Genomic DNA, 25,140 nt, shown 5'->3' on the forward strand with positions numbered 1-25,140 from the left:
TTTCCGAAAAGATCATGCTCAAATCAAAGAGACGGAGCGGGATGACGATTCGAAGAAAAGTCATCACGCTCTAGTGAACCGCGCCCTAGCCTTTTACGGTCACGGCACGCCCGATCACGGGCTGGGCCGCGACCGGCGGATTGGCGGTCTGCGCCGCGAGTTCGCCGATCAGGCGGTCGGCGTCGGCGGCGATGCCGTCTGGCGCGTGGATCACCAGCCGCTCCAGCGCCCAGCGGTATGAAGAGATGCGCCGCTCCAGGCATTGCTGGACCCATTGCACGATCAGCGTGTTCTCTTCCATGCGGGCGATCGCATCGGCCTGCTCGGCCGGCGACAGTTCCGATACCATCTTCAGACTGGCGCTGCGCTTGCGGTCGAGTTCGATGACGCGCAAGGCGGAGGCAAAGAACGGTTCGAACCGCGTGATGTCGTTGCGGACGTCCTCGATGATCTGCTGATAGCGCGAGGTATGCGAACGGTGCGGCTCGTCGATCAAGGCGCGCCCGTAGGTGGTGCGGTCGAACACGACCTTCTGCCGCCACGGCGAGGGCAGCGGCTGGTAGTCGCCGAACACGCTCTTCCATGCGGGCCGCGAATGCGGCGGCTCGATCAGGGGATAGGCGAGATCGCGAAGCTGGCGCTCGTTTTCGGTGAGCTGGAAGTGCGAAGGCTTGAGGCCGATGCTTGCAGTCGCCTCGGCGCCCAGCCAGCGGTGCATGTCGTCGTTGCGCATGTCGGCGCGGGTGCGGCCGAAATCGCCGCCGCTGCAGCCGCCAAGCACCGCGCCTGCCACGAGCAGCATGAGAGCCGGGAGTGACCGAAGCCCGGTGTTCCGGATCGGGAGGCACTGCTCCGGCATTTCAAAATTCCGTCGTTCAGGGGCGCCGACGGCGACGGCGACCGGGCGCAGTGCCCTCTTCCGGTCCGCGCCCATCGCCGGTCTCGCCGGCTTTACGCTCGATACGGACAACAGGAAGAATCAGCACGGTTCCCAGACCATCGCGTGGAGCGCCATCCATGGTTGAGCCCGGCCGTCGCGAAGCCGCATCCGCCGGAAATTCAATGATGGTGCCCATGTTCCGTTCTCTCTGGTTGCCGCGCGGACACGATTTGACCGGCGACATGCCATTATTCAGAACAGAACGTGGTTAACGGCATCTTAATTTGTGGAGACGGTACAGTTACGGGCCTCGCCGCTCAATCAGCGCACCGAAAGCTCAAATTTTATCGGATTTCTTCAGGGGCTGTTTTCCTTAACCAACTCTTAAAGCGCCCTGCGTAGGCTGCCGCGAAGGGAATTACCGAAGTCGCGTACAACCTCACATGACGGCAGCTCCATTGTTTCCGGGATTCGACGGGCTGATGACGCTCTCGCGCCGCGAGGGCGTCGATATCCGCCCGACCCTGCTGCGCGTGCTGACCGACCTTTATGTCCAGGCCAGCGCCCACTCTGCCGACGAGGAACGGCAGTTCGTCGAACTGACGTCCCGCCTGATCGACCAGGTCGACGACGCCACCCGCGCCGCGGTGCGGGCGCGGCTTGCGATCTATCCGGCAACACCGGCCGCGATCATGGTCAAGCTCGGCCTGCGGCGTTCGCAGCCCAGCGAAGCCCTGCCGGTTGCGGCTGCGATTGCCGCGGCTCCAGCCGATGCGCCGATGGTGAAGCCACTGAGCGACGCGCAGTTGCGGATGGCAGCCAGCCTGTCGATGCGGCCCAATGATGCCGCCGAAATTACCGACATGTTCTTCACGGCCGGCCCGAGCGAGCGCGCGCAGATTCTGCACAATCTCTACGACACGCCGCTGAAGGCCGCGCCGCGAATTTCCGCCGCGCGCGCCGCCCGCGCGCTTCATATCCTGGAGATGGCCGCCTTCGCCGAGGACGTCGAAAACTTCACACTCGAACTTGGCGACGCGCTGATCCTGCCGTCGCGGATCGCGGCGCAGGTCGTCAATGACCCCGGCGGCGAGCCGCTGGCCTGTGCGGCGCGCGCGCTTGACATGCCGAGCGCGGCCTTCCAGCGCGTGCTGTTGTTTCTCAATCCCGAGTTCGGCTCATCCGTGCACAACGTCTATCGCTTGTCGCGGCTCTATGATCGGCTGAGCGAACGATCCGCGCTGGTCATGCTGGCCGCGTGGCGCGGTTCGACCATGGCGGTCAGCCGCGCCAAATATCGCGCCGCGCTCTACGACGACGAACGCCATCGCGCCCGCATGCCGAATTCGCAAACGCGGCCGGCCGTGCAGCCGGGAACCGCGCCGGCGATTCGCACCGGCACCGACGGTTCGAAGCGGTAGGCGTGAGCTTCTGAACTAACAATGGCGCTTATCTCAAGTCGTCATCCTGAGGTGCGAGCGCAGCGAGCCTCGAAGGATGAGCGGCCCGGCTGTTGGCCGTCGTCCTTCGAGACGCGCGTTCCGCGCTCCTCAGGATGACGGATTTGGCACCTTTACGCTTTCGCCAGTTCCAGAAAATGCCGCCCTGCCCGGTCCTCGGTCTCGACGATCCAGGCGTCGGGATCGAAGCGGAGTTCCTTGGCAAGGCGTTCCTCCACCGATTGCTCCGGCACCGGCTGCGGCGAAGCCGGCGCAAACAGCCGCTCGGCGGGCCGGCTCTCGTCATAGACGGTCTGCGGCGCGGGCGCATACAGCATGGCGTTGCCGTCAAGCAACGCCACCTTGATAAACACCGCCCCCGCCTCCTCCGCGCCGCGCTTGCGCACGGCGCCAAAGATTCCCTCATTCTGGCAGCGGCGCAGGTAAGCGGCCACCCAGATGCTTGATTTCAATCGCATGGAATCGACGATAGGCCAGCGACCGGACGGACGCTAGTCGATCGGGTGCCCGATCATGGTGGTGAGCTCCTTCACCAGCCGATCGGACATCTGCCCGGTCACCGGGAGCTTGCGGTCGCGCTCGAATTTCGAGATCGCGGTCTGGGTGTCCGCACCGACCGCCCCGGTCGGCTTCAACTGGCCATAGCCATATTGGGTGAGCGCGCGCTGCACCGCCGCCACGCGGCGCGCACCGGCGCTTTGCGTAGTCGCCGGAATCGGCGCCGGCGGACGCGCCACATTGGCAGACGCTGCTGCAGGCGCGCCGGTCGACTTGACCACCAGATTGGCCATGGGATCGGCATTCCTGGGGTCAGCGTTCCTGGAATCGGAACTCTTGGGATCAGAACTTTTCTCAGAACTCTTGGGCTCAGCGCTCCTCACCTCGACCGGCCGGATTTCCGGCGGATCTGAATCGCCTTGCCTTCCGGTCAATTCGACCGGGCGCGGGCGCGGCAACGGGCTTACGACAGCGGCTTGCAGCGCCGGCAACGTCACGACCGAGCCGAACATCGGCGAGGGATGACGGCCGGCCTGCAGGAACAATGCATTGGCGACGATGGCGCAGATCGCAGCGGCCGCGAGCAGGCCCGCGATCATGTCCTTCGGGCTGTGCAGGAAGATGCGCATCACGAGGCCGCGCTGTTCCTCCGCTTCGATCGCAACCGCTTTCGCACCACGGCGGCGGCGGCGCGGTATCTCCTCTTCGTCGTCATCAATACGCCTAGGCACGCTTCTTCACCTGATGGGCTTCGTCCTGAGATTCGGGTCGCTGCGCCGGTATCAGCGTCGCGATGTTGCTTGAAGGCGCCAGCGACGGCGCAAAGTCAAGTGGCAAGGTAACGGTCACCGTGGTTCCCTCGCCGACGCTGCTCTGCACGTTCATCTCGCCACTATGCAATGCGACCAGTCCCTTCACGATCGACAGGCCGAGGCCGGTGCCTTCGTGCTTGCGCTGATAGGTCTTGCCGGCCTGGAAGAACGGATCGCCGATCCGCGCGAGGTCCTCGGCCGCGATACCGACCCCGGTGTCGGTGACACTGAGCATCAGTCGCGATCCCTCGACCGCGGCGGAAACCGTCACGCTGCCGCCGCGCTCGGTGAACTTGATGGCATTGGTGATGAGGTTCAGCGCGATCTGCTTGAATGCTCGGGGATCGCCGTTCATGACCGGCAGATCCTCCGCTGCGCGGGTGATCAGGTCGACGCCGTTGTCGCGCGCCTTCAGCGCCAGCAGATTACAGCAATGCAACAGCGCCGCGCGCGGCGCGAACGGCTCCGGCGAAATTTCGAAATTGCCGGTTTCCATCTTGGACATGTCGAGGATGCCGTTGACGACCGACAACAGATGCTGACCGGAATCGTTGATCAGTTGCGCATATTCCCTGCGGCGCGCGGTATCGAGCATCATCGCTTCTTCATGCACGATCATCTCGGAGAAGCCGATGATGGCGTTCAACGGCGTGCGCAGTTCGTGGCTCATGGTGGCGAGGAAGCGCGTCTTGGAGGCATCGGCCTGTTCGGCGGCGGCGCGCGCCGTTTCGAGGGCCTGCTCCTGGAGCTTGCGGTCGGTGATGTCGCGCATCACCGCGACGACCTCGGCCTCGGGCGAAGCCTGCTCGAGCGGCCGGCAGCGCATTTCGACCCAGATGAAATCGGCGGACGCGTTCTGGCCGCGCACCGCATCGCGGCGCAGGCGGAACTCGACGCTGCGCTGCTCGCTGCCGCCCGCGGCATCCGACAGCGCCGTGAGATAGGCCGGCCGATCGGCGACATGGACGCGATCGAACAGGCCATGGCCGGTGAGCCGGGCGCCGGGTGCGCCGAGCATGGCTTCCGCCGCCGGTGAAATGAACCCCACAGCGCCATTGCGGCTGTGACGCGAAATCACGTCGCTCATGTTCCGCGCCAGCAGGCGGTAACGATCCTCTTCGAGATAGAGCAGCGACACTGACGTGCGCGCCAGCGATTCGGCGCTGACGGCCAGTCCCGCCGCATAGAGGGTCGCCGAAGCAAGGCCCGCCCCCATCAGGACGGCGTGCAGCGTCGCGTTCGGCTCCGCCGCCGGCAGGAGGTGAAAATGTCCGAGTGTGATCAGCAAGGCGACGCATGACAGCGCCAGCGCGGAAGCGAACGCGACGACGCGGCGCGAGGCCGATAGCGCAGCTTCCAGCGGAACGACGATGAGCCAGACCGCGGCGAAGGATTCGATGCCGCCGGTGGTCACGGCGACCATCATGACGAGGCCCGCCAGCGCCAGCGCGGAAAGGATATGCGCGCCTTCGTAGCGGCCGGTGCGCGACAGGAACCAGGACAACAGAATCGGAGCGATCAGCCAGGCGAAGGCCGCAACCTCGAGCGCCGTGGGCGCCCCGCGCATCGCCAGATAGACCGGAAAAGCCGCAAGCGCCACCAGGCTGCCGAGCAGCCGCGGCGCCATGAACGCGCGATGACGCGCACGCGTCAGCGCATCATATCGTGCCGAGGGATGCAGCAACGCATCGAGACAATCGCGGATGATACTCAAAACAATCACGGCTCTCGCGCTTCGGCTTGTTCGTCAGACAGACGCGCCGGAACGCCCCCATTATCCTTGACGCCACCGTGTCAGAGCGAGCTTAAGCGAACGCTAAGGCGATGCGGATTGGCGCCGAGCACCGCGTCTTCGCAGGGATTTCGCGCCTTGCGCGAGCTCCATTCGACGCGGATGGTGAACGATAGGTTTCCGGCACTGAGGTTCTATGGTTTCGAAATGGTGGACGCGCTGCCGACGGCAGCCTTGCCGCGTACTCATCGCCATCAATCGAAAATTTACACCGAATCGCATCTTTCAAATTTTCTGCGAGTTTTCGCCGAATTTACTTCAATGCAAACACTTAGGATTTATCGACGACTGTTAATCAGAAACGAAGCTGCGGGTTAACCGCGGCACAACCAAAAGACGACCGGGATCGCGAGATGTTTTTTATGCTTCGCATGGCGTTCTGGCTCGGGCTCGTGCTCGTGCTGCTGCCCAGGGAAAAGACGCCTGAATCGGACAAGGTGCCGCAGATCAGCGCGTCCGAGGCTGTATCGGCTGCGACCGCCGCCGCCTCCGACATGGGGCAGTTCTGCAAGCGCCAGCCGGCGGCTTGCGAGGTCGGCGGCCAGGCCGCGACGGCGATCGGCCAGCGCGCCCAGGATGGCGCCCGCCAGTTGTACAAGATCATCACCGACAAGAAGTCCGAGCTTCCCGCCGTCCCCGACAAGAAGCCCGACCATACCAGTTCGGTCGGCACCGACGCCGAAGCCGTGGTCGCGAACACATCGCCCGCCGACGCCCTGACGGACGACGACATGGCGATCGAATGGCGGATGCCGCGGACGCCTCTGGCCGCAAAATAGGCCACGGAACCAGTTCCATTTCCGTCGCTTTCGTCCGATCCGCGTCCTATATAAGACTTTAAGGAAACGGACGCGGACCAAGATGACGATCGACGAAATCAGGGACAATTTCGAGCTGCTGGACGAGTGGGACGACCGCTACCGGTACGTCATCGAACTCGGCCGCACACTTGACCCGATGCCGGAAGCCGAGCATTCCGCCGAGAACAAGGTCAATGGCTGCGTCAGCCAGGTCTGGCTTTCGAGGCAGATCGACCGCAGCGGCAATAGCGAACCGCGGCTGAAATATCTGGGCGACAGCGACGCTCACATCGTGCGCGGCCTGATCGCAATCCTGCTGACGCTGTATTCCGGCCGCACGCCGCAGCAGATCCTTTCGACCGATGCGCTCGCAGTGTTCGACGAGTTTGGATTCCGGGAGCACTTGACGCCGCAGCGTTCCAACGGCCTGCGCTCCATGGTCGAGCGTATCCGCTCTGATGCGCGCGAGTCGCTGGCCGCCGCCTCTTAGACGCCGCCGTTGCGAGCGTAGCGACTTGTCCGCCGAAGCTCGAAGATAGATGGATTGCCTCGTCGCGGAGCCTGTCATCGGGCGCGCATTCGCGCGACCCGTTGGCACCCTTGCGCAAACGCTTTGCGTTTGTCGCAGCAATGACGAAAAACTACTTCCGCTTCCGCGCCTGCTGACCGAGGCCCATCTTCTTGGCGAGCTGCGAACGCGCCACCGCATAGTTCGGCGCCACCATCGGGTAATCCGGCGGCAGGCCCCATTTGTCGCGGTACTGTTCCGGCGTCATGTTGTACTGTGTGCGCAGATGGCGCTTGAGCGACTTGAAGCGCTTGCCGTCCTCCAGACACACCAGATATTCCGGAGTTATCGACTTCTTCATCGACACCGCCGGCTTGGCCGGTTCGAGCGGCGTCTCGGGGCGGCCGCTCGACACCCGCATCAGCGCAGCGTGGACCTGGCTGATCAGGTTCGGGATCTCAGAGGCTTGGGTCGGATTGTTGCTGAGATAGGCCGAAACGATATTGGCGGTCAGTTCGACGGGCGTTTTGCCGGAGGGATCAGTCATGGCTCAACCTTCTGGGTCACCAACGCATCTGTCGGCCACACGATTCGGACAGTATCCGACCGCGCCTATACATCAGCGAAAGCTCGTACAACTTGGCGCATATGACCGAAGTGCCGGGAAACTGACAAGAACGGCGGCGCTTTATTTTCAATCACCGTGTTCCCGGCAAGTATTGCCGGCTCAGAGCCGCTGATCGAGATGCGCGCGCAGTTCGTCGATCGAGGCGAAACGCATCATCCCTTCCGGCATCTGGGCCTCGATCGAACCATCGGAATAGAGCGAATAGGCCATGCCATCGACAATGCCGGACTTCAGCACTGTCACCGCCGGCTGATCCTCCGTGCGCATCGGTCCAGCATTGGCTTCCGCGAGCGTTGGAGACATGCGTCCACCGCGCCGCGGCGGCAGCGGCGGCAGCGGGGCTTCAGCAGCTTTCGCGCGCTCCGCTCTCGGCCAGGCATCATCGAATGACCCCCGCGGCGGTTCGGCCGGCCCGACCGGCGGTACGTCGGGCGGACTGGAGCGAAGGTCCGATGGCAACAGGTCCGGCGGCAGCGGCTCGCCGGCCCGCGATTGCGCGCGCTCGCGTTCCTTTCGCGATGTCGAGGAAAACAGCAAATTGCGCTTCGGTTTCGGAACTGACGGCGGCGGTTCGGGGTGCATCGGCTCCGGGATCGGGTGATCACGCAAGACAGTCTCGTTCTGCCACGGCGGCGGTGCCGTTGGCGAAAATGGTCCGGGACCGCCCGACTGTTCAGCAGTCTGAAAACTGGGGGCAACCGGGGCAACGTCGCGCGCCGCGGCGTCAGGAAGCACCGGCCGCATCGCGGCCTCACCGCGCGCTTCAGGGATGCCAGCGCCAAGCTGCCGCGCGATGTTCTTCAATTCCCGGACCGCCACCCACAGCGCAAACATGATTGCGCCGGTGCAAACGCCGATGACGCCGGCGATAATCAGCGTGTTGCCGGTACTGAATTCCTTGATCGGGATCCCGAAGCCGATCGCCAACAGGCCCGCCAAAACGAGGCCGATCCCGGCGACCAACACGACAAACATCATTGAACCAACCCCTCAGCCGCGCCCGAAACGCTCGCCAGCCGCCCCACGCCACGATACCGTCATCTTGTGTGCACCGCCAACCGCCAATTGCGTTCCCGGTTCCATAACGGCGTCGTCCGTTTGCCGGATTCCGATTTCGGACAAATGTTGCCATTCAGGTACCGTTCAGCCCGCCGGCCGTAGTTATACCGGCTACTAATTACTGCCCTTTTGTTGCATTGCATCAGGGCTTTAGGCCACAATTCCCAATTACTTGGAAATGGAACTAGGCTATATGGGTACCCGGGGAATGCGGCTCAACAATATCCTAGGTGGGCCATAGGGGACTCTGGGTTACCAATCGCCATGTCATCCATCACGACTTCTGCCTTCGATACGCCCATGCGGCGCTCGGTGGAGCGGACCTGTGACGATCTTGCCATCTTTGTGCTGGCCGTGGTCGCGCTGGTCGCGGGCCTGACTTTCCGCGACTACGGGCTGGGCTGGGACGACTACACGCACGCCGAATATGCCGACCTGCTGTTGCGGATGTACGGTTCCGGCTTCAAGGATACCGGCGCGCTGTCGTTTGCCAATCTCTACATGTATGGCGGCGGCTTCGACATGGCGGCCGCCCTGCTGCACAAGATCATCCCGCTCGAACTGTTTGAAACGCGCCGCCTGCTCGGCGCCGTCGTCGGCCTGATAGGCCTTGGCGTAACCTGGCGGCTGGCACGGCGCGTCGGCGGTCCGCTGGCGGGGCTCGCGACGCTGCTGCTGCTCTCGCTGTGCCCGACGTTCTACGGCCACATGTTCATGAACCCGAAGGACGCGCCGTTTGCCGTCTCGATGGTGATCCTGATCCTGGGCCTGGTGCGCCTCGCCGAGGAGTATCCCGCGCCCTCGCCGCGAACCATTTTGATCGTCGGCATCGGCGCCGGCCTCTCCATCGGCTGCCGGATTCTCGGCGGGCTGGCGCTGGTCTATGCGATGGTCGGCTTCATCCCGCTGCTGATCGAGGAAGTTCGCAAGCAGGGCGCACGCGAAGCCACCCGCCGCTTCGCCCATGTCGTCTACGTGCTGCTGCCCGGCCTCGTGCTCGGATACCTGATCATGGGCCTGGTGTGGCCGTGGTCGATCATGGAGGCGGACCATCCCTTCAAGGCGCTGACCTATTTCTCGCACTTCTTCGAGAAGCCCTGGAAGGAAATGTTCGACGGCGCGCTGGTGTCGGTGCCTGACATGCCGTGGTCCTACCTGCCGACGCTGTTCGCGCTGCAGCTTCCCGAAATAATGCTCGCGCTCCTGGTCGCCGGCGTCGTCGGCACCTTCATGTCGCTGTCGCGCAAGGATGTGCCGGCCCGCCGCAAGACCATCTTCCTGATGCTGACGCTGGCAGCCAGCCTGCCGCTGGTGATCGCGATGGTGAAGCGGCCGGCGCTCTACAACGGTATCCGGCATTTCGTTTTCGTCATCCCGCCGATGGCGGTGCTCGCCGGCGCATCGTTCGCCTGGGGCATGAACTGGCTCAAGAATAATCACCGCCGCTGGCAACCCGCCGCGCTGGCGGTGTTCACGTTCGGCCTGCTGTTGCCGCTGAGCGAGATGATCCGCCTGCACCCGTACGAATACACCCATTTCAACCACATCGCCGGCACGGTGCGCACCGCCGACAATTACTTCATGCTGGACTATTGGGGGCTGGCGCTGAAGCAGGCGTCCGACGGCCTGCGCGAAGAGTTGGTCGAGCGCCAGGAAGTGGCTCCGGCGGGTCGCAAGTGGAAGGTCGCGGTATGCGGTCCGCAGCGTCCGGCGCAGGTCGCGCTCGGCCCCGACTTCACGATCGGCTGGGACAGCCAGTCCGCCGACTTCGCGATGACGCTGGGCGAGTTCTACTGCAAGGGCCTCACCGCGCCCGTCATGGTGGAGATCAAGCGCGACGACGTCGTGTTCGCGCGTGTCTATGACATCCGCGGCCGTCCCATTCCGACGCTGCTCGCCATTCCGGCCCCGTAACGGCGCATCACTGCGACGGCATGACTGCCACGCAGGATGGCCGCCTTGCTGGCTGTCCGGCGCAGGACTAGGCTCGCTCCCGAAATCGCAACACGCGGGAGAAGCGCCATGTCGCCAGCCGAAGCACGCCTTAAGCAAGCCCCGTCCGGCATGACGGACGCTGAGTGGAACCAGCGTGTCAATCTCGCCGCCTGCTATCGCCTCGTCGCGCTCTATGGCTGGGACGATCTGGTCGACACCCATATCTCGGCGCGCGTGCCCGGCCCCGACCACCATTTCCTGATCAACCCATACGGATTGATGTTCGAGGAGATCACGGCGTCGAGCCTGGTGAAGGTCGATCTCCACGGCAATCAGCTCAGCGAGAGCGAATACAGCATCAACCCCGCAGGCTTCACCATCCATTCGGCAATCCACGAGGTGCGTGAGGATGCCGGCTGCGTGCTTCATCTGCACACGCCCGACGGAACGGCGGTGGCGAGCTGCATGGAGGGTCTGCTGCCGATGAACCAGACCGCGCAGTTCGTCACCCACGACCTCGCCTATCACGATTACGAAGGTGTGGCGCTGGACCATGACGAACGCCCGCGGCTGCAGAAGGACCTCGGCAACAAGAACCACATGCTGTTGCGCAATCACGGCACGCTGACGGTGGGCCGTTCGGTCGCTTCCGCCTTCGAGCGCATGTACCATCTGGAGCGGGCCTGCACGATGCAGGTGCGCACCCGCATGCTCGGACCGACCGCCTACCCGGTCGAACAGGCCGTGATCGACAAGAACGAACAGCTGTTCAGCAATCCCGATTTCGCGGAACGGCGCTCGACCAATCTGGTGTGGCCGCCGCTGTTGCGAAAACTCGATCGGATCGATCCGAGCTACAAGAGCTGAACCTGGCTAGAGTCCGGTTCTGACTGAATCAGAGCCGGGCTCTAGATTCTTCCTTTGACGCGTTTTCTTGACACGAACCGGTGTCCACTTCGCTCGAAAACGCTATAGCACGCGAAAGGTCGTAGCCTCGTGACGGTACTGGTGACCGGCAGTTCCGGCCATTTGGGCGAGGCGCTGATGCGTACCCTGCGGGCGCAGCCACGCGATGCCATCGGCATCGACATTCTGCCCGGCCCATTCACGCATCATGTCGGCTCGATCGCTGACCGGGCCTTCGTGCGCCGCTGCATGCGAGGCGTCACGACGGTGCTGCACGCCGCGACGCTGCACAAGCCGCATGTGGCAACGCATAGCCGCCAGGACTTCGTCGACGTCAACATCACGGGCACGCTCAACCTGCTCGAAGAGGCCGCCGCAGGCGACGTCTCGGCGTTCGTCTATACCAGCACCACCAGCGTCTTCGGCGATGCGCTGGTGCCGCCGCCGGGCGAGCCGGCGGCCTGGATCACCGAAGACGTCACCGCGGTGCCGAAAAATATCTATGGCGTCACTAAGGCTGCCGCGGAGGATCTGTGCCAGCTGTTCGCGCGCAATCATGCGCTTCGCGCGATCGTGCTGCGCACCTCGCGCTTCTTTCCCGAAGAGGACGACAATCGCGCGACGCGCGAGGCGTTTAGCGACGCCAACGCCAAGGCCAACGAGTTCCTGTATCGCCGCGTCGACATCGAGGACGTGGTCAGCGCGCATCTGTTGGCGGCACAGCACGCGCCATCGGCCGGCTTCGCGAAATACATCATCAGCGCCACCACCCCGTTCGCGTGCCACGACGCGGCGGAATTGCGCAACAACGCGCCGCGCGTGGTCCGCCGCTGCGTGCCGGACCATGAGGCCGAATTTGCACGGCGTGGCTGGACGATGATTCCGGGCATCGATCGTGTCTATGTCAACGACCGCGCACGCGCCGAACTCGGCTGGCAGCCGCGCCATGATTTCCGCGCGCTGATGGCGCGGCTAAAGGCCGACGATGACATCCGCAGCCCCCTCGCGCGCGAAGTGGGAAGCAAGGGCTATCACGACCGCATTTTTGACGAGGGGCCCTACCCGGTGGAGTGAGGGCACGGGAATATCTGGTGGACGAACCGCGCAGATGCGCTAAACTGCCGGCCACATACCTCTACACGACCGGAATCAAAACGCTGCCCAATCCCGGGCGGCGTTTTTATTTGGGGACGGCGGTGTGGCTGGCGTAACGCTCACGTCCTGTCCGGGATCTGTCTTGGGAGTATGATCCTTACGTCAGTCCCCTCCCCGGGTTCGCTACTCAAGCGAAGCTGGCCGCCCAGGCGATCCGTCACCACGCTATAGACGATATGCAGGCCGAGACCAGTGCCGCCCTGGTGGCGGCGGGTGGTAAAGAACGGATCGAACGCCTGCCGCCTGACGTCCGGGCTCATGCCGCAGCCGTCATCACTAAAGATGATCTCGACATCACTGTTGCCGCATGCACTCACCTTGATCGCAATTTTTCCCTGCCGGCCGTCCGGAAACGCATGTGCGATCGAGTTGAGGAAAAGGTTGGTCAGCACCTGCCCGTAGGAGCCGGGATAGCTGCTGATCGAAAGGTCCTGCTCGCACTCGACGTTCAGCGTCACGCCGTGCTTTGGCAGAGCCGGTCGTAAGCCCGTGGCGACCTGCTCGGTGAGATCGCCGAGGTCGAACGACCGAAGCTCCGAATTGTTGCGGTCGGAGGCCACCTGCTTGAACGACTGGATCAATTCGGCCGCACGGTTCAGGCTCTCCTGAAGCTGCGCAGAGCCGTTGCGCACTGCGTCCACAAACTCGTTGAGGCTCGATCGCTTGAGCGTTCCCTGCGCCGTTTCCGCGGCAAACAACCGGCTTTTGCGCTCCAGCGATGACGCGACCGTGAGACTGGTGCCGAGCGGATTGTTGATTTCGTGCGCGACGCCGGCGACCAGCCGGCCGAGCGCTGCAAGCTTTTCCGCCTCGATCAGCCAGTTCTGAGTCTCGCGCAGATTTTGCAACGCGGCTTCGGCCGCATCCCTGGCCCGACGCACTTCCCGCTCGCTGCGCTGGCGTTCGCTGATGTCGATATGGGTGCCGATCCAGCCATAGACCACGCCGTGGGGATCGCGCAGCGGAACGACGCGCGTCAGAAACGGACGATACTCGCCGTCCTTGCCGAGCAGCGACAGCTCCGACTCCAGGGCGGTGCCGGTTGCCAATGCCTCGGTCCAGCGATTGCCAAGCACCGTGTGCCAGGCATGCGGATCGATCTCGCCGGCGGGCCTGCCCGTGTATTCATACCAATGACTGTTGAGCCAGTAGATCGCGCCATCGGCGTGCGTCATCCACACCAGTTGCGGAATCGAATCCGCCAGCGTGTGGAACTGGCGTTCGCTGGCCCTCAGCGCGGCCTCGGCGCGCTTGCGCTCGGTGATCTCCTCGGCGGCGACGTTGACGCCGACGATCTCACCGTCCGCGTTGCGATGCGGATGCCAATAGGTGACCCAGAACCGCTCATCGGTCTGGTCGGCGCGTTGGCCGGCCACCTCGATGCCGGTGACGGGATCGCCGGTGCGCATGATTGACTGCACGATGCCTTCGACCGCGTCCGCCAGCGCCGGTACGCAATCCCGCACATAGCGGCCAAGATGATCCTCAACTGATATGCCGCAGATATCGGTCAGGCGCTGGTTGATCTGTAGGTAGCGGCAGTCAGGCGACAGGAACGCAAGGCCGATTGGCGCAGCGTCGTAGATCGATTGCAGGGTCGGCTGCCGCTGATCGAACACCTCGTCTGAAAAGCGCGGCGGTACGCCGGTCGTGATTGAGGATTGATATGGTGTCATCGGCTGCTATCGGCTTCCATCGCCAATCCTCCCGCGCACGACACAACTAAATCCGGTACGTTTGTAGAGGTATTGATCGCTTCGGCATGTGTGCCGCCGGGGATCCGGATCAAGTCGCCGACCGTCTCGTCTGCCGGCGGTAGATCGAACCGGTCCGTATCGGGCGACGAGACGGTTATCTGCGGGATTGAACGCGTCAAAAAAGTGGCGTGCAATACACAGTAACCCGGACTTGCGTGGAATCGGTCCGGAACCACTACATGTTGGGTGCCGGCAGGCCCGGTGTGGTGCCCACCGCGGTCGCCGCAATGACGGTGTCGAGCGCGGCAGGGAGCGCAAAGCCAGCGGGTCTACCCATCGCGCGCGCTACTTCGCTTCTGCGAGTGCTCCCAAAATCCGCGCCCAGGAGCGGATGCCCTTGTGGAAGCTCTTGAGGTCATACTTCTCGTTCGGCGAATGGATGTTGTCGTCGTCGAGGCCGAAGCCGATCAGCAGGCTGTCGAGGCCGAGCGTGCGCTTGAAATCCGCGACGATCGGGATCGAGGCGCCGGAGCCGACCAAGAGCGCCTCCTTGCCCCATTCCTCGGTCAACGCGCGCTTGGCAGCTGCCAGCGGCTTCATGTTCCAGTCGAGCGCGATGGCCGCCCCACTGGAGTGCTCGGTGAAGACGGCCTTGCAGTCACCCGGAAGCCGCGCGGTGACATAGTCGCGGAACGCTTTCTTGATCTTCTGCGGATCCTGGCCTTCGACCAGACGGAAGGAGATCTTTGCGGAAGCTTCCGCCGGGATCACGGTTTTCGAGCCCTCGCCGGTATAGCCGCCGATGATGCCGTTGATGTCGCAGGTCGGGCGCGAGGACACCTGCTCGATCAGCAGCCGATCCTTTTCGCCGGCAGGGATCGAGAGGCCGATTGGCTTCAGGAACGACTCCGGCGTGAGGTTCAGGTTCTTCCACTGCGCCAGGATATCCGACGGCAGATCCTTCACGCCATCATAGAAGCCGGGAATGGTGATGCGGCCGTTGTCGTCAAACAGGCCGCCGAGGATGTTGGTCAGCACGCGGATCGGATTGCGCGCGCCGCCGCCGAACACTCCGGAATGCAGGTCGCGGTTGGCGGCCTTGATGGTGACCTCGTCATACATCAAGCCGCGCAGCGAGGTTGTGATGGCGGGCGTGTTCGGGTCCCACATGCTGGTGTCGCAGACCAGCGCGAAGTCGGCCTTCAACTCATCCTTGATCGCCTCCATGAACGGCACGAAATTCTTCGAACCGACTTCTTCTTCGCCTTCGATCAGGATCGTGACATCGACCGGCAACGATCCCGTCACCTTCTTCCAGGCCCGGCAAGCCTCGACGAAGGTCATCAACTGGCCCTTGTCGTCCTCCGCGCCGCGCGCCACGATGACCTTGCGGCCGTCGGCGTGATCGGTGACGACAGGCTCGAACGGCGGACGGTGCCACAGATTGAGCGGATCGACCGGCTGCACGTCATAGTGGCCGTAGAACAGGACGTGCGGCCGGCCATCGGTGCTGCCATTGGCCTTAGCTACGATCGCGGGATGCCCCGCCGTCGGCCTCACCTCGGCGTTGAAGCCGAGCGTGGCAATATCCTTCGCAAGATGATCGGCCGCCGCCTTGCAATCGCCGGCGAAGGCCGGATCGGCCGAGATCGACTTGATCCGCAGCAGCGCGAACAACCGCTCGAGGCTGTTGTCGAAATCGGCGTCGATATGATCGAGAACCGGCTGGATCTTGGCGTTGGACATGGCTGATTATCCCTGGCTGTGAGCCTTGTTATTGACGTCAAGTTGTAGCTTGCCGTGGCCTTACCGCCGCAGCAATCCGCCCAGCGCGCCGCGCACCAGCGCGCGTCCGACTGAACTGCCGAGCGATCCGCCCACCGATTTGCCGAGATCGGCGACGATGCCGCCGACCACCTTGTTGGTAACCGAACGCGTGACATCGCGCGCGATGACCTGGCCGGTCGAGAGCCGGCCACGCTTGACATTGGTACCGAAGATCGTGCCGACGATCGAGCCGATCTGTCCGAGAACGCCGCCGCCCTGGCCATCCGCAGGCGCCGCCGTGTCGGCCACGCGCTTTTGCAGCATCTCATAGGCGGATTCGGCGTCGATCGCGGTGTCGTATTTGCCCTTGAACGGGCTCTTGCTCATGATCGCCTTGCGCTCTTCCGGTGTTATCGGCCCGATCCGTGCGGTCGGCGGCCGGATCATCACGCGCTCGACCATGGTCGGCGTGCCGCCGCCTTCGAGGAACGACACCAGCGCCTCGCCCTTGCCGAGTTCCATGATGACGCGGGCGGTATCGAGCTTCGGGTTCGGCCGAAATGTCTCCGCCGCCGCTTTCACCGCTTTCTGATCGCGAGGCGTAAAGGCGCGCAACGCGTGCTGCACGCGGCCGCCCAACTGGGCCAGCACCTTGTCCGGCACGTCGATCGGATTCTGCGTGACGAAGTAGACGCCAACGCCCTTGGAACGGATCAGGCGCACCACCTGCTCGATCTTGTCCATCAGCGCATCCGGCGCATCGTCGAACAACAGATGCGCCTCGTCGAAGAAGAACACCAGTTTCGGCTTCGCCAGATCACCGGCTTCCGGCAATTCCTCGAACAGCTCCGACAGCATCCACAGCAGGAAGGTGGCATATAGCTTCGGGCTCTGCATCAATTTGTCGGCGACCAGGATGTTGACCACGCCGCGGCCGTCGCTGTCGGTCTTCATGAAGTCCTTCAGCGTCAGCGCCGGCTCGCCAAAGAATTTCGTTGCGCCCTGGTTTTCCAGCACCAGGAGCTGACGCTGAATGGTTCCGACCGTTGCCTTGCTGACATTGCCGTAGCTCTGCGCGGCCTTTCGAAGCGCGGCCTTGAGCTCCTCGTTGTCGTCAGGATCGTCGTCCGCAGCGGCTGCCTTCTTGGCGACCGGCGCGATCGCATCCAACAGCGACCGCAGATCCTTCATGTCGATCAGCGTCAGGCCGTTTTCATCCGCCACACGGAATGCGACGTTGAGAACGCCTTCCTGCACGTCGTTCAGGTCGAGCATCCGCGACAGCAATAGCGGCCCCATTTCCGTGACCGTGGCGCGAACCGGATGGCCCTGCTCGCCGAACACGTCCCAGAACACGGTCGAGAACTGATCGGGCTGGAAATTGAGGCCCATCTCTCCGGCGCGCTTGAGGATGAAGTCCTTTGCTTCGCCGACTTCGGCAATTCCGGACAGGTCGCCCTTTATATCGGCGGCGAAAACGGGAACACCGGCGCGGGCAAAACCCTCCGCCATCACCTGCAGCGACACGGTCTTGCCGGTTCCGGTCGCTCCGGTGACAAGGCCGTGCCGATTGGCAAGCGCGAGCGTCAGCCAAGCCGTCTGTTCGCCCTTTCCGATAAAAATTTTCTCGTCGGTATCGGCGGTCTTGTTATCGGAGGTTACCATCGCATCGCCTCTTCGCGCATCGGGAAGGTTTGGTTGGCAATCATATCGCATCCTGCCCGCCGATTGAAACCGTCGGGCGCCGCATACGTTGCGCGTTCGCCTGCCTCGTCGCTCGGATCTCTCATACTTTTTTCCTGTCTCCGGCGGAGAAAACGGGAACGCAGCGCAGCAAGCTCGCGTGAATCCAGCCTTTACTCTTGCATTGCTGCAACACTCAGCGAATCAAAATCATCTCGATGGGCGCGGTTGCTTGTATTTCAGATCGCAGGCGCTCAAGATCAAAAGACGAGCAGCAACCGGCAAAAGCCGGTTGTTGGGGACGGGGCAAATTATGGACGAACTGATTGGGCGGCTGGCCTCGAAGGCCGGCATCGATAGTGTTGTCGCTGAAAAAACCATCGGCATCGTTCTGGGTTTTCTCCGCAATGAGGGGCCCTCCGACAAGGTTCAGGCTCTGATTGACCAAATTCCAGGCGCCGAAGCTGCAATTGCGGCTTCCAGCAGCAATGGCGGATTCGCGCGGCTGTTGGGCGGAGGCTTGATGGCGGTTGGCACCAGGCTGATGGCGCTGGGTCTGGGCATGAACGAGATTCAGAACGTGGCACGTGAACTTTTCAGGTTCGGTCGCGACAAAATCGGAGCGGATCAAATGAGCGAAATCATTTCAGGGACGCCGGGCCTCAGCCAGTTCGCATAGTCAGCAGCTTGGTGAGCATATTCAGCCCGGACATAGTCTTTTTTCATCTGGTATCATGACTTATCCTCTTTCCGAGATCGACGGCCTGACCGCCTACTCTGCCTCGAAACTGAAATCGTTGGGCATTCGCACCACCGATGCGCTGCTGGAAGCCGCCCGCACGATGAAGGGCCGCAAGGCACTGGCGGCGAAGACCGGCATCAGCGAACAGCAACTGCTGGAATGGGCCAATTTTTCCGACTACATGCGCATTCCCGGAATGGGCAAGGCCAAGGTTGGTCTGGTGCGCGCGGCCGGCGTCACCACCGTGCGTGAGCTCGCCCACCGCAATCCGGCGCGGCTGGCCCAGAACATGAAAGACGTCAACACAAAGCGTAAACTCGTCCGGGTTCTGCCTTCCGAACGATCGGTCGAGCAACTGATCGAGCAGGCGCGCAAGCTTGCGCCGAAGATCAGCTACTGAGCCCGCCCCGGCCGGCCCGCGGGCACAGCTCTCACACCTTGACTCCCCGGCGCGGACCGCGCAAAGCGACCGCATGACCGCAGCCAAGCCCAGATCAACCGCCGCAACCGGTCCGGCCGGTCATCCGGTGCTGCCCGCGCTGCTGTCCAGGCCCTATCCGGCGGTGATGGGCGTACTGAACGTAACGCCGGATTCATTCTCGGACGGCGGGCAATTCGCGGCCCCCGAGCAGGCGCTGGCCCAGGCCCGGCAGATGATCGCCGAGGGCGCCGACATCATCGACATCGGCGCGGAATCCACCCGGCCCTATGGATCGGAACCGATCCCGGCGGAAGAAGAATTGAAGCGCCTGCAGCCGGTGCTATCAGACGTCGTGGCGCTCGGCATTCCCGTGTCGATCGACAGCATGAAATCGGCCGTCGTCGCCTGGGCGCTCGATCAGGGCGCCGCCATCGCCAACGATGTCTGGGGCCTGCAGCGCGATTCCGGCATGGCGGGCCTCGTCGCCGAGCGCCGCGTGCCCGTCATCATCATGCACAACCGCGACAGCGCCGATCCCGCCATCGACATCATGCAGGATATCGCTGATTTCTTCGCGCGTTCGCTCGATATCGCCGCCAAACGCCGCATTTCGCCTGACAGAATCGTGCTCGACCCCGGCATCGGCTTCGGCAAGACACCAGAGCAGAGCATGACCGCGCTGGCGCGGCTCGGCGAGTTGCAATCGTTCGGGCTGCCGCTCTTGGTCGGCGCCTCGCGCAAACGTTTCATCAGCACGGTGACGCCGTCGGAGCCGTATCAGCGCCTCGGCGGTTCGATTGCCGCGCATCTGCTGGCGGCGCAGAACGGCGCGCGGATCATCCGGGCGCACGACGTCGCGGAAACGGTACAGGCGCTGCGGGTCGCGGCGGCAATCAGGGAACGGGCATGAGCGATACGATCTTCATCACCGGCCTCGTTACCCATGCCCGCCACGGCGTGATGGAGCACGAGACCAAAGTCGGGCAACGGTTCGTGATCGACCTCGAACTCTCCATCGACTTGTCGGAATCCTCGCACTCCGATCGGCTGTCCGACACCGTGTCCTATGCCAGCGTGGTCGAGACTGCGACCGCTGCATTCACGAATACCCATTACAAGCTTTTGGAGCGTGCGGCCGGTGCCGTTTCGGACGCGATCTTCGCGGCGTTCCCACGCGTCCATGCGGTCAAGGTCACGGTCCACAAGCCGCATGCGCCGATTGCCGAGATCTTCGAGGATGTCGGCGTCGTGCTCGTACGCAAGCGGCCATCGCCCTGACATGGCGGACGTGCTGATCGCGCTCGGCGGCAATGTCGGCGACGTCCGCACGACATTCAAGAAAGCCATCGCCAATATTTGCGGCATGACGCAGGCCGCCCTGCTCGCGCGCTCTTCCGATTACACAACCCCGCCCTGGGGCGAGGAAGACCAGGCGCCCTTCACCAACGCCGTCATCGAGATCGAGACCAGCCTCGATCCCCATGCGCTGCTGTTCACGCTGCACAAGATCGAGAAGAGGTTCGGCCGCGATCGCGCCCACGAGACGCGCTGGGGGCCGCGCACCCTCGACCTCGACCTGATCGCCTATGACGATGTCCGGCTCGACAAGCCGGAACTGACGCTGCCGCATCCGCGGGCTTTGGAGCGCGCTTTCGTGCTGGTGCCGCTCGCCGAAATCGCGCCCGACCGCGTCATCGCGGGACGCCGTGTCGCCGACGCGCTGGCGCGGCTTTCAACCGAGGGTATCCGGCGCCTGCCCGACCTCGATTGACCCAAAACATCGTTTGGCTTGGCGGCCGCCCCGTGGCAATTTCCGGCCAAACAGAAGAGACGACCGAGGAACAATAGTCCGGATGACCACCAAAACTGACGAACTGACCCTGGCCGCGGAATTTGTCCCGGCGACTTATGAGGACTGGCGCAAGCTGGTCGACGGGGTGCTGAAAGGCGCGCCGTTCGAGAAACTGGTCAGCAAGACATCCGATGGGTTGAAGATCGATCCGATCTATCGCCGTGCGCAGGGCGCCGCTCCGGTCGCCGGCCGTGCCGCCGCCGCGCCCTGGCAGATCATGCAGCGGATCGACCATCCCGACGCGAAAGCGGCCAATGCACAGGCGCTGCACGATCTGGAGAACGGTGCGACCGGGCTGACACTGGTGTTCTCGGGCGCCAATGGCGCCCATGGTTTCGGGCTCGATCCCTCGCCGGAGGCCGTCGCGCAGGTTCTCGACGGCATTTTTCTCGATGCCGGCATCGGCATCGAGCTGCAGATCGGCCCGCAGTCGCGCATGGCAGCCATTCACGTGGCCGAATACATCAAGCGCAGGGGTATCGATCCTGCTGCCTCCGACATCCGTTTCGGCCTCGACCCGCTGGGAGCCGGTGCGGTGTGGGGCTCCAGTCCCTATAGCTGGGACGAAATCGTGCCCGCGGTTACCAGCGCCATCAAGGGCCTCGCTGCGATGGGCTTCAAGGGCCCGCTCGCCGCTGCCGATGGACGGGTCATCCATGATGCCGGCGGATCGGAAGTCCAGGAATTGGCATTCGTGCTGGCGTGCGGCGTCGCCTTTCTGCGCGCGATCGAGCAGGCCGGGGTTTCGCTCGAGGACGCCCAACGCATGGTGTATGCGCGGCTCAGTGCCGACGCCGACCAGTTCCTGACACTGTCGAAATTCCGCGCGCTGCGGCTGTTGTGGGCGCGCGTCGAGCAGGCCTGCGGGCTGACACCCAAACCCTTATTCATTGCGGCCGATACCGCCTGGCGCATGCTGACGCAGCGCGATGCCTATGTGAACATGCTGCGCGCGACGATGGCGACCTTTTCGGCCGGTCTCGGCGGCGCCAATGCCATCACCGTCTTGCCGCACACGCTGGCGCTGGGATTGCCCGATCCGTTCGCGCGGCGCGTCGCACGCAACACCCAACTGGTGCTGCTGGAAGAATCCAACCTCGCCAAGGTCAGCGATCCCGCGGCCGGCTCCGGCGGCATCGAAACGCTGACAAAGCAGCTTTGCGAAGCTGCATGGTCGCTGTTTCAGGAAATCGAAAAAGCGGGCGGCATCTTTGCGGCGCTCGGAGAGAACCTGATCCAGAAGAAGGTCGCCGCCACCCGCGCCGCACGGGAAGTCAACATCGCCAAGCGGCGTGACGTGCTGACTGGCGCCAGCGAATTCCCGAACCTGCACGAGGACGAGATCGCCGTTCTCAACGCGACGCCGATCGTGCTGCCGCCCTATGGCGAGGCGAAATACAAATTCGATCCGCTGCCGCCGATGCGGCTCGCAGCGCCGTTCGAGGCGCTGCGGGACAAGTCAGACGAGAGGCTGAAAACATCGGGCGCACGGCCCAAAATCTTTCTCGCCAATCTCGGCACGGCAGCCGCCTTCACCGCGCGTGCCACCTTTGCCAAGAGTTTCTTCGAGACCGGCGGCATCGAGGCGATCGACACGCAAGGATTTGCCGACCCCGCCGCGCTGGCCTCCGCGTTCAAGACGTCCGGAGCGGCCATCGCCTGCCTGTGCTCGTCCGACAAGGTTTACGCGGAACACGCAGGCCCCGCCGCAAAGGCCCTTCAAGCGGCCGGCGCGAAGCATATCTATCTGGCAGGGCGGCCCGGCGAACAGGAGGCCGTGCTGCGCTCGGCCGGCGTCGGCGATTTCATCTTTGCCGGCGGCGACGCGCTGGCCATGCTGCAGGAAGCCTGGCGGCGGATGGAGTGAGCATGACGGAAAACAACCACAAGACGGTCCTGACCGGCGGCTGCCAGTGCGGCGCGGTTCGCTTTGCACTGTCGGTGCCGCCGCCCAAGGTCAGCATCTGCCATTGCCGGATGTGCCAGAAGGCATCGGGCGCGCCCTTCGCCTCCCTCGCCGATATCGAGCACGAGCACTTCACCTGGACCCGCGGCAAGCCGGCGACGTTTCAGTCCTCCTCCATCGCCGAGCGCGATTTCTGCTCGGCCTGCGGCACGCCGCTGACCTACCGGCTGATCGGCGGCCCTCGGATCGAAATCATGACCGGTACGTTCGACCGCCCCGACCGCGTGGTGCCGACCCGGCAATATGGAACCGAATCCCGGCTCGGCTGGGTAGTCGGAATCGCCAACCTGCCGAGCCAGACCACGATGCAGAATTACGGACCGGAGAAGATGGCGACCATCACCAGCCACCAGCATCCGGATCATGATTAGGGGTGACCTGCCCTCGACTTCACATATGCTATGATGGGTACCATGAGCCGCATCCCGAACTTCGCTGATATCGCCTTTGAAGCCTTCGCGCCCGAGGCACCCGCCGGCAGCGCCGAGCCGTGGCTGACGCCCGAGGGCATTCCGGTAAAGCCGGCCTACAGCGAGGCCGATCTCGAAGGCATCGATTTCCTCGACACCTGGCCGGGCGTCGCGCCCTATCTGCGCGGCCCCTACCCGACCATGTATGTCAACCAGCCCTGGACGATCAGGCAGTATGCCGGCTTCTCCACGGCGGAAGATTCCAACGCGTTCTATCGCCGCAATCTTGCAGCGGGGCAAAAGGGTCTCTCGGTCGCGTTCGACCTCGCCACCCACCGCGGCTACGATTCCGATCATCCGCGCGTCTCGGGCGACGTCGGCATGGCGGGCGTCGCGATCGATTCCATCTACGACATGCGCACGCTGTTTGCGGGCATTCCGCTCGACCAGATGAGCGTGTCAATGACCATGAACGGCGCGGTACTGCCGATCCTCGCGCTGTTCGTCGCAGCCGCCGAGGAACAGGGCGTTCCGCCGGAAAAACTCTCGGGCACCATTCAGAACGACATTCTGAAAGAGTTCATGGTGCGCAATACCTACATCTATCCGCCCGCGCCCTCGATGCGGATCATCTCCGACATCTTTGCGTACACCTCGCAACGGATGCCCAAGTACAATTCAATCTCGATCTCCGGCTATCACATGCAGGAAGCCGGCGCGACGCAGGACCTCGAGCTGGCCTATACGCTGGCTGACGGCGTCGAATACCTGCGCGCCGGCCTTGCCGCCGGCCTCGACGTCGACCGTTTTGCACCGCGGCTGTCGTTCTTCTGGGCGATCGGCATGAATTTCTTCATGGAAGTCGCCAAGATGCGCGCGGCGCGGCTACTCTGGGCGAAACTGCTGAAGCAGTTCAACCCGAAGGACCCGCGCTCGCTGTCGCTGCGCACCCATTGCCAGACTTCCGGCTGGTCGCTGACCGCGCAGGACGTCTTCAACAATGTGATGCGCACCACGATCGAAGCGATGGCGGCCACCCAAGGCCACACCCAATCCCTGCACACCAATGCGCTTGACGAGGCGCTGGCGCTGCCGACAGATTTCTCGGCCCGCATCGCCCGCAACACGCAGCTTTTCCTGCAGCAGGAAAGCGGCACCAACCGCATCATCGATCCCTGGGGCGGCTCCTATTACGTCGAGCGGCTGACGCGCGACCTTGCGGAGAAAGCCTGGGGGCACATCCAGGAAGTCGAGGCGCTCGGCGGCATGGCCAAGGCCATCGAGGCCGGCGTGCCCAAGCTGCGCATCGAGGAAGCCTCCGCCAAGACCCAGGCCCGGATCGATGCCGGTCGGCAGGCAGTGATCGGCGTCAACAAGTACAAGCCGGTCAACGAGGCCGCGATCGACGTGCTCAAGGTGGAGAATTCCACCGTGCGGCGGCTGCAGATCGACAAGCTGAAGCGGCTGCGCACCGAGCGCGACCAGAAGGAAGTCGAGCAGGCGCTGGCGGCGCTGACGCGCAGCGCCGGCGAAGGCAACGGCAATCTGCTCGCGCTCGCCATCGACGCGGCGCGCGCAAAGGCGACTGTCGGCGAAATTTCGGACGCGATGGAAAAGGTGTTCGGGCGTCACCGCGCCGAGATCAAGTCCATCACCGGCGTCTACAAGCGGGAGGCGTCGGCCATGTCCAACCGGGTCGAAAAGGTGCAGGAACTGATCGATGCGTTCGAGACTGCCGAGGGCCGCCGGCCCCGCATCCTCGTCGCCAAGATCGGCCAGGACGGTCACGACCGCGGCCAGAAGGTGATCGCATCAGCCTTCGCCGATGTCGGCTTCGACGTCGATATCGGGCCGCTGTTTGCCACCGCCGATGAGGCGGCGCGGCAGGCGGTGGAGAACGACGTGCACATCCTCGGCGTCTCGTCGCTGGCGGCCGCCCATCTCACCGCGGTGCCGGAACTGAAGGCGGCGCTGAAGAAGCACGGCCGCGAGGACATCATGATCATCATCGGCGGCGTCGTGCCGCCGCAGGATTATGACGCACTCTATGCGGCCGGCGCCGAAGCGATCTTCCCGCCGGGCACCGTGATCTCGGACGCCGCCGAAGAGCTGATCCGTAAGCTCAACGCCCGGCTCGGCCACAGCAGCGAGGCGGCGGAGTAATTCTTC

24 protein-coding genes and 1 pseudogene are annotated in these 25,140 nt (G+C 63.7%); 14 read left to right on the forward strand and 11 right to left on the reverse strand.

Annotated features, from left to right (window positions below):
• Positions 1-85: 85 nt before the first annotated feature.
• Positions 86-802 (reverse strand): hypothetical protein, encoded by a 717-nt coding sequence (locus CQ14_RS39955; RefSeq protein ID WP_245320897.1) that lies wholly within the window; start codon positions 800-802, stop codon positions 86-88.
• Between the two features lie 73 nt (positions 803-875).
• Entirely contained in the window at positions 876-1,076 is a 201-nt protein-coding gene (locus CQ14_RS47415; RefSeq protein ID WP_082650253.1) for a hypothetical protein, read from the reverse strand.
• Positions 1,077-1,323: 247 nt separating this feature from the next.
• On the opposite strand from CQ14_RS47415, the gene CQ14_RS39960 reads away from it, so the two are divergent.
• On the forward strand, positions 1,324-2,301 hold the full coding sequence (locus CQ14_RS39960) for a DUF2336 domain-containing protein (RefSeq protein WP_057863227.1): 978 nt from the start codon (positions 1,324-1,326) through the stop codon (positions 2,299-2,301).
• Positions 2,302-2,453: 152 nt separating this feature from the next.
• On the opposite strand, the gene CQ14_RS39965 is transcribed toward CQ14_RS39960, so the two are convergent.
• From CQ14_RS39965 to CQ14_RS39975, 3 genes are read right to left on the reverse strand one after another with little or no spacing between them, the layout of a single operon-like run.
• Positions 2,454-2,798: a DUF1491 family protein gene (locus CQ14_RS39965; RefSeq protein WP_057863228.1), complete on the reverse strand. Its 345-nt coding sequence runs from the start codon at positions 2,796-2,798 to the stop codon at positions 2,454-2,456.
• 33 nt (positions 2,799-2,831) lie between these two features.
• Entirely contained in the window at positions 2,832-3,569 is a 738-nt protein-coding gene (locus CQ14_RS39970; RefSeq protein ID WP_245320900.1) for a peptidoglycan-binding domain-containing protein, read from the reverse strand.
• Complete coding sequence (locus tag CQ14_RS39975) at positions 3,562-5,364, reverse strand: ATP-binding protein (RefSeq protein WP_199805743.1); 1,803 nt, start codon at positions 5,362-5,364, stop codon at positions 3,562-3,564. The genes CQ14_RS39970 and CQ14_RS39975 overlap by 8 nt, the downstream gene beginning before the upstream one ends.
• A gap of 431 nt (positions 5,365-5,795) precedes the next feature.
• Between CQ14_RS39975 and CQ14_RS39980 the strand changes: the two genes are divergently transcribed.
• Together CQ14_RS39980 and CQ14_RS39985 are read left to right on the forward strand one after the other, a co-directional pair.
• On the forward strand, positions 5,796-6,221 hold the full coding sequence (locus CQ14_RS39980; protein WP_057863230.1) for a DUF5330 domain-containing protein: 426 nt from the start codon (positions 5,796-5,798) through the stop codon (positions 6,219-6,221).
• An 82-nt stretch (positions 6,222-6,303) separates the two neighbouring features.
• The gene (locus tag CQ14_RS39985) at positions 6,304-6,732 is read left to right on the forward strand and encodes a SufE family protein (RefSeq protein ID WP_057863231.1); all 429 of its coding nucleotides are present in this window, start codon (positions 6,304-6,306) and stop codon (positions 6,730-6,732) included.
• A 151-nt stretch (positions 6,733-6,883) separates the two neighbouring features.
• On the opposite strand, the gene CQ14_RS39990 is transcribed toward CQ14_RS39985, so the two are convergent.
• Both CQ14_RS39990 and CQ14_RS39995 read right to left on the reverse strand, forming a co-directional pair.
• Complete coding sequence (locus tag CQ14_RS39990) at positions 6,884-7,297, reverse strand: Ros/MucR family transcriptional regulator (RefSeq protein WP_057863232.1); 414 nt, start codon at positions 7,295-7,297, stop codon at positions 6,884-6,886.
• A gap of 180 nt (positions 7,298-7,477) precedes the next feature.
• Complete coding sequence (locus CQ14_RS39995) at positions 7,478-8,356, reverse strand: hypothetical protein (RefSeq protein ID WP_057863233.1); 879 nt, start codon at positions 8,354-8,356, stop codon at positions 7,478-7,480.
• Between the two features lie 345 nt (positions 8,357-8,701).
• Between CQ14_RS39995 and CQ14_RS40000 the strand changes: the two genes are divergently transcribed.
• The 3 genes from CQ14_RS40000 (at position 8,702) to CQ14_RS40010 (ending at position 12,352) form a co-directional block, all read left to right on the forward strand.
• Positions 8,702-10,351, forward strand: coding sequence for a glycosyltransferase family 39 protein (locus CQ14_RS40000; protein ID WP_057863234.1), 1,650 nt, complete (start codon positions 8,702-8,704; stop codon positions 10,349-10,351).
• 108 nt (positions 10,352-10,459) lie between these two features.
• Positions 10,460-11,239 (forward strand): class II aldolase/adducin family protein, encoded by a 780-nt coding sequence (locus tag CQ14_RS40005; protein ID WP_057863235.1) that lies wholly within the window; start codon positions 10,460-10,462, stop codon positions 11,237-11,239.
• Positions 11,240-11,368: 129 nt separating this feature from the next.
• Positions 11,369-12,352 carry an NAD-dependent epimerase/dehydratase family protein gene (locus CQ14_RS40010; RefSeq protein WP_057863236.1) on the forward strand — a complete coding sequence of 328 codons (984 nt, stop codon included), beginning with the start codon at positions 11,369-11,371 and terminating at the stop codon, positions 12,350-12,352.
• Positions 12,353-12,492: 140 nt separating this feature from the next.
• Here CQ14_RS40010 and CQ14_RS40015 read toward each other — a convergent pair whose 3' ends face one another.
• The 4 genes and pseudogenes from CQ14_RS40015 to CQ14_RS40025 form a co-directional block, all read right to left on the reverse strand.
• Complete coding sequence (locus tag CQ14_RS40015; RefSeq protein WP_283807335.1) at positions 12,493-13,698, reverse strand: PAS domain-containing sensor histidine kinase; 1,206 nt, start codon at positions 13,696-13,698, stop codon at positions 12,493-12,495.
• Positions 13,678-14,109: pseudogene (locus CQ14_RS47420) on the reverse strand (PAS domain-containing protein); the annotation flags it as partial. The pseudogene CQ14_RS47420 and the gene CQ14_RS40015, both read right to left, overlap by 21 nt.
• Before the next feature lie 366 nt (positions 14,110-14,475).
• Positions 14,476-15,876, reverse strand: coding sequence for a M20/M25/M40 family metallo-hydrolase (locus tag CQ14_RS40020; protein WP_057863238.1), 1,401 nt, complete (start codon positions 15,874-15,876; stop codon positions 14,476-14,478).
• A 60-nt stretch (positions 15,877-15,936) separates the two neighbouring features.
• Positions 15,937-17,562, reverse strand: a complete 1,626-nt coding sequence (locus tag CQ14_RS40025) for a helicase HerA-like domain-containing protein (RefSeq protein ID WP_057863239.1) — start codon at positions 17,560-17,562, stop codon at positions 15,937-15,939.
• Between the two features lie 331 nt (positions 17,563-17,893).
• Here CQ14_RS40025 and CQ14_RS40030 point away from each other — a divergent pair, with 331 nt between their 5' ends.
• The 8 genes from CQ14_RS40030 (at position 17,894) to scpA (ending at position 25,134) form a co-directional block, all read left to right on the forward strand.
• The gene (locus CQ14_RS40030; RefSeq protein ID WP_057863240.1) at positions 17,894-18,259 is read left to right on the forward strand and encodes a hypothetical protein; all 366 of its coding nucleotides are present in this window, start codon (positions 17,894-17,896) and stop codon (positions 18,257-18,259) included.
• A gap of 55 nt (positions 18,260-18,314) precedes the next feature.
• Positions 18,315-18,722, forward strand: a complete 408-nt coding sequence (locus CQ14_RS40035; protein ID WP_057863241.1) for a DUF4332 domain-containing protein — start codon at positions 18,315-18,317, stop codon at positions 18,720-18,722.
• A gap of 73 nt (positions 18,723-18,795) precedes the next feature.
• Positions 18,796-19,653, forward strand: a complete 858-nt coding sequence (folP, locus tag CQ14_RS40040) for a dihydropteroate synthase (RefSeq protein WP_057863242.1) — start codon at positions 18,796-18,798, stop codon at positions 19,651-19,653.
• Positions 19,650-20,021 carry a dihydroneopterin aldolase gene (gene folB / locus CQ14_RS40045; RefSeq protein WP_057863243.1) on the forward strand — a complete coding sequence of 124 codons (372 nt, stop codon included), beginning with the start codon at positions 19,650-19,652 and terminating at the stop codon, positions 20,019-20,021. The genes folP and folB overlap by 4 nt, the downstream gene beginning before the upstream one ends.
• A gap of 1 nt (position 20,022) precedes the next feature.
• Positions 20,023-20,514: a 2-amino-4-hydroxy-6-hydroxymethyldihydropteridine diphosphokinase gene (gene folK / locus CQ14_RS40050; RefSeq protein ID WP_057863244.1), complete on the forward strand. Its 492-nt coding sequence runs from the start codon at positions 20,023-20,025 to the stop codon at positions 20,512-20,514.
• An 82-nt stretch (positions 20,515-20,596) separates the two neighbouring features.
• Entirely contained in the window at positions 20,597-22,462 is a 1,866-nt protein-coding gene (locus CQ14_RS40055; protein ID WP_057863245.1) for a methylmalonyl-CoA mutase subunit beta, read from the forward strand.
• A gap of 2 nt (positions 22,463-22,464) precedes the next feature.
• Positions 22,465-22,932, forward strand: a complete 468-nt coding sequence (locus CQ14_RS40060) for a GFA family protein (protein ID WP_057863246.1) — start codon at positions 22,465-22,467, stop codon at positions 22,930-22,932.
• A 42-nt stretch (positions 22,933-22,974) separates the two neighbouring features.
• Positions 22,975-25,134 carry a methylmalonyl-CoA mutase gene (gene scpA / locus CQ14_RS40065; protein WP_057863438.1) on the forward strand — a complete coding sequence of 720 codons (2,160 nt, stop codon included), beginning with the start codon at positions 22,975-22,977 and terminating at the stop codon, positions 25,132-25,134.
• Positions 25,135-25,140 lie beyond the last annotated feature (6 nt).

It is taken from the genome of Bradyrhizobium lablabi (assembly GCF_001440475.1).
GTDB classification, from domain to species: Bacteria; Pseudomonadota; Alphaproteobacteria; order Rhizobiales; family Xanthobacteraceae; genus Bradyrhizobium; species Bradyrhizobium lablabi.

Coding starts and splice junctions, on each gene's coding strand:
- CQ14_RS39955 (WP_245320897.1), bottom strand. CDS start 802: ATGCTGCTCGTGGCAGGCGCGGTGCTTGGCGGCTGCAGCGGCGGCGAT.
- CQ14_RS47415 (WP_082650253.1), bottom strand. CDS start 1,076: ATGGGCACCATCATTGAATTTCCGGCGGATGCGGCTTCGCGACGGCCG.
- CQ14_RS39960 (WP_057863227.1), top strand. CDS start 1,324: ATGACGGCAGCTCCATTGTTTCCGGGATTCGACGGGCTGATGACGCTC.
- CQ14_RS39965 (WP_057863228.1), bottom strand. CDS start 2,798: ATGCGATTGAAATCAAGCATCTGGGTGGCCGCTTACCTGCGCCGCTGC.
- CQ14_RS39980 (WP_057863230.1), top strand. CDS start 5,796: ATGTTTTTTATGCTTCGCATGGCGTTCTGGCTCGGGCTCGTGCTCGTG.
- CQ14_RS39985 (WP_057863231.1), top strand. CDS start 6,304: ATGACGATCGACGAAATCAGGGACAATTTCGAGCTGCTGGACGAGTGG.
- CQ14_RS39990 (WP_057863232.1), bottom strand. CDS start 7,297: ATGACTGATCCCTCCGGCAAAACGCCCGTCGAACTGACCGCCAATATC.
- CQ14_RS39995 (WP_057863233.1), bottom strand. CDS start 8,356: ATGATGTTTGTCGTGTTGGTCGCCGGGATCGGCCTCGTTTTGGCGGGC.
- CQ14_RS40000 (WP_057863234.1), top strand. CDS start 8,702: ATGTCATCCATCACGACTTCTGCCTTCGATACGCCCATGCGGCGCTCG.
- CQ14_RS40005 (WP_057863235.1), top strand. CDS start 10,460: ATGTCGCCAGCCGAAGCACGCCTTAAGCAAGCCCCGTCCGGCATGACG.
- CQ14_RS40020 (WP_057863238.1), bottom strand. CDS start 15,876: ATGTCCAACGCCAAGATCCAGCCGGTTCTCGATCATATCGACGCCGAT.
- CQ14_RS40025 (WP_057863239.1), bottom strand. CDS start 17,562: ATGGTAACCTCCGATAACAAGACCGCCGATACCGACGAGAAAATTTTT.
- CQ14_RS40030 (WP_057863240.1), top strand. CDS start 17,894: ATGGACGAACTGATTGGGCGGCTGGCCTCGAAGGCCGGCATCGATAGT.
- CQ14_RS40035 (WP_057863241.1), top strand. CDS start 18,315: ATGACTTATCCTCTTTCCGAGATCGACGGCCTGACCGCCTACTCTGCC.
- folP (WP_057863242.1), top strand. CDS start 18,796: ATGACCGCAGCCAAGCCCAGATCAACCGCCGCAACCGGTCCGGCCGGT.
- folB (WP_057863243.1), top strand. CDS start 19,650: ATGAGCGATACGATCTTCATCACCGGCCTCGTTACCCATGCCCGCCAC.
- folK (WP_057863244.1), top strand. CDS start 20,023: ATGGCGGACGTGCTGATCGCGCTCGGCGGCAATGTCGGCGACGTCCGC.
- CQ14_RS40055 (WP_057863245.1), top strand. CDS start 20,597: ATGACCACCAAAACTGACGAACTGACCCTGGCCGCGGAATTTGTCCCG.
- CQ14_RS40060 (WP_057863246.1), top strand. CDS start 22,465: ATGACGGAAAACAACCACAAGACGGTCCTGACCGGCGGCTGCCAGTGC.
- scpA (WP_057863438.1), top strand. CDS start 22,975: ATGAGCCGCATCCCGAACTTCGCTGATATCGCCTTTGAAGCCTTCGCG.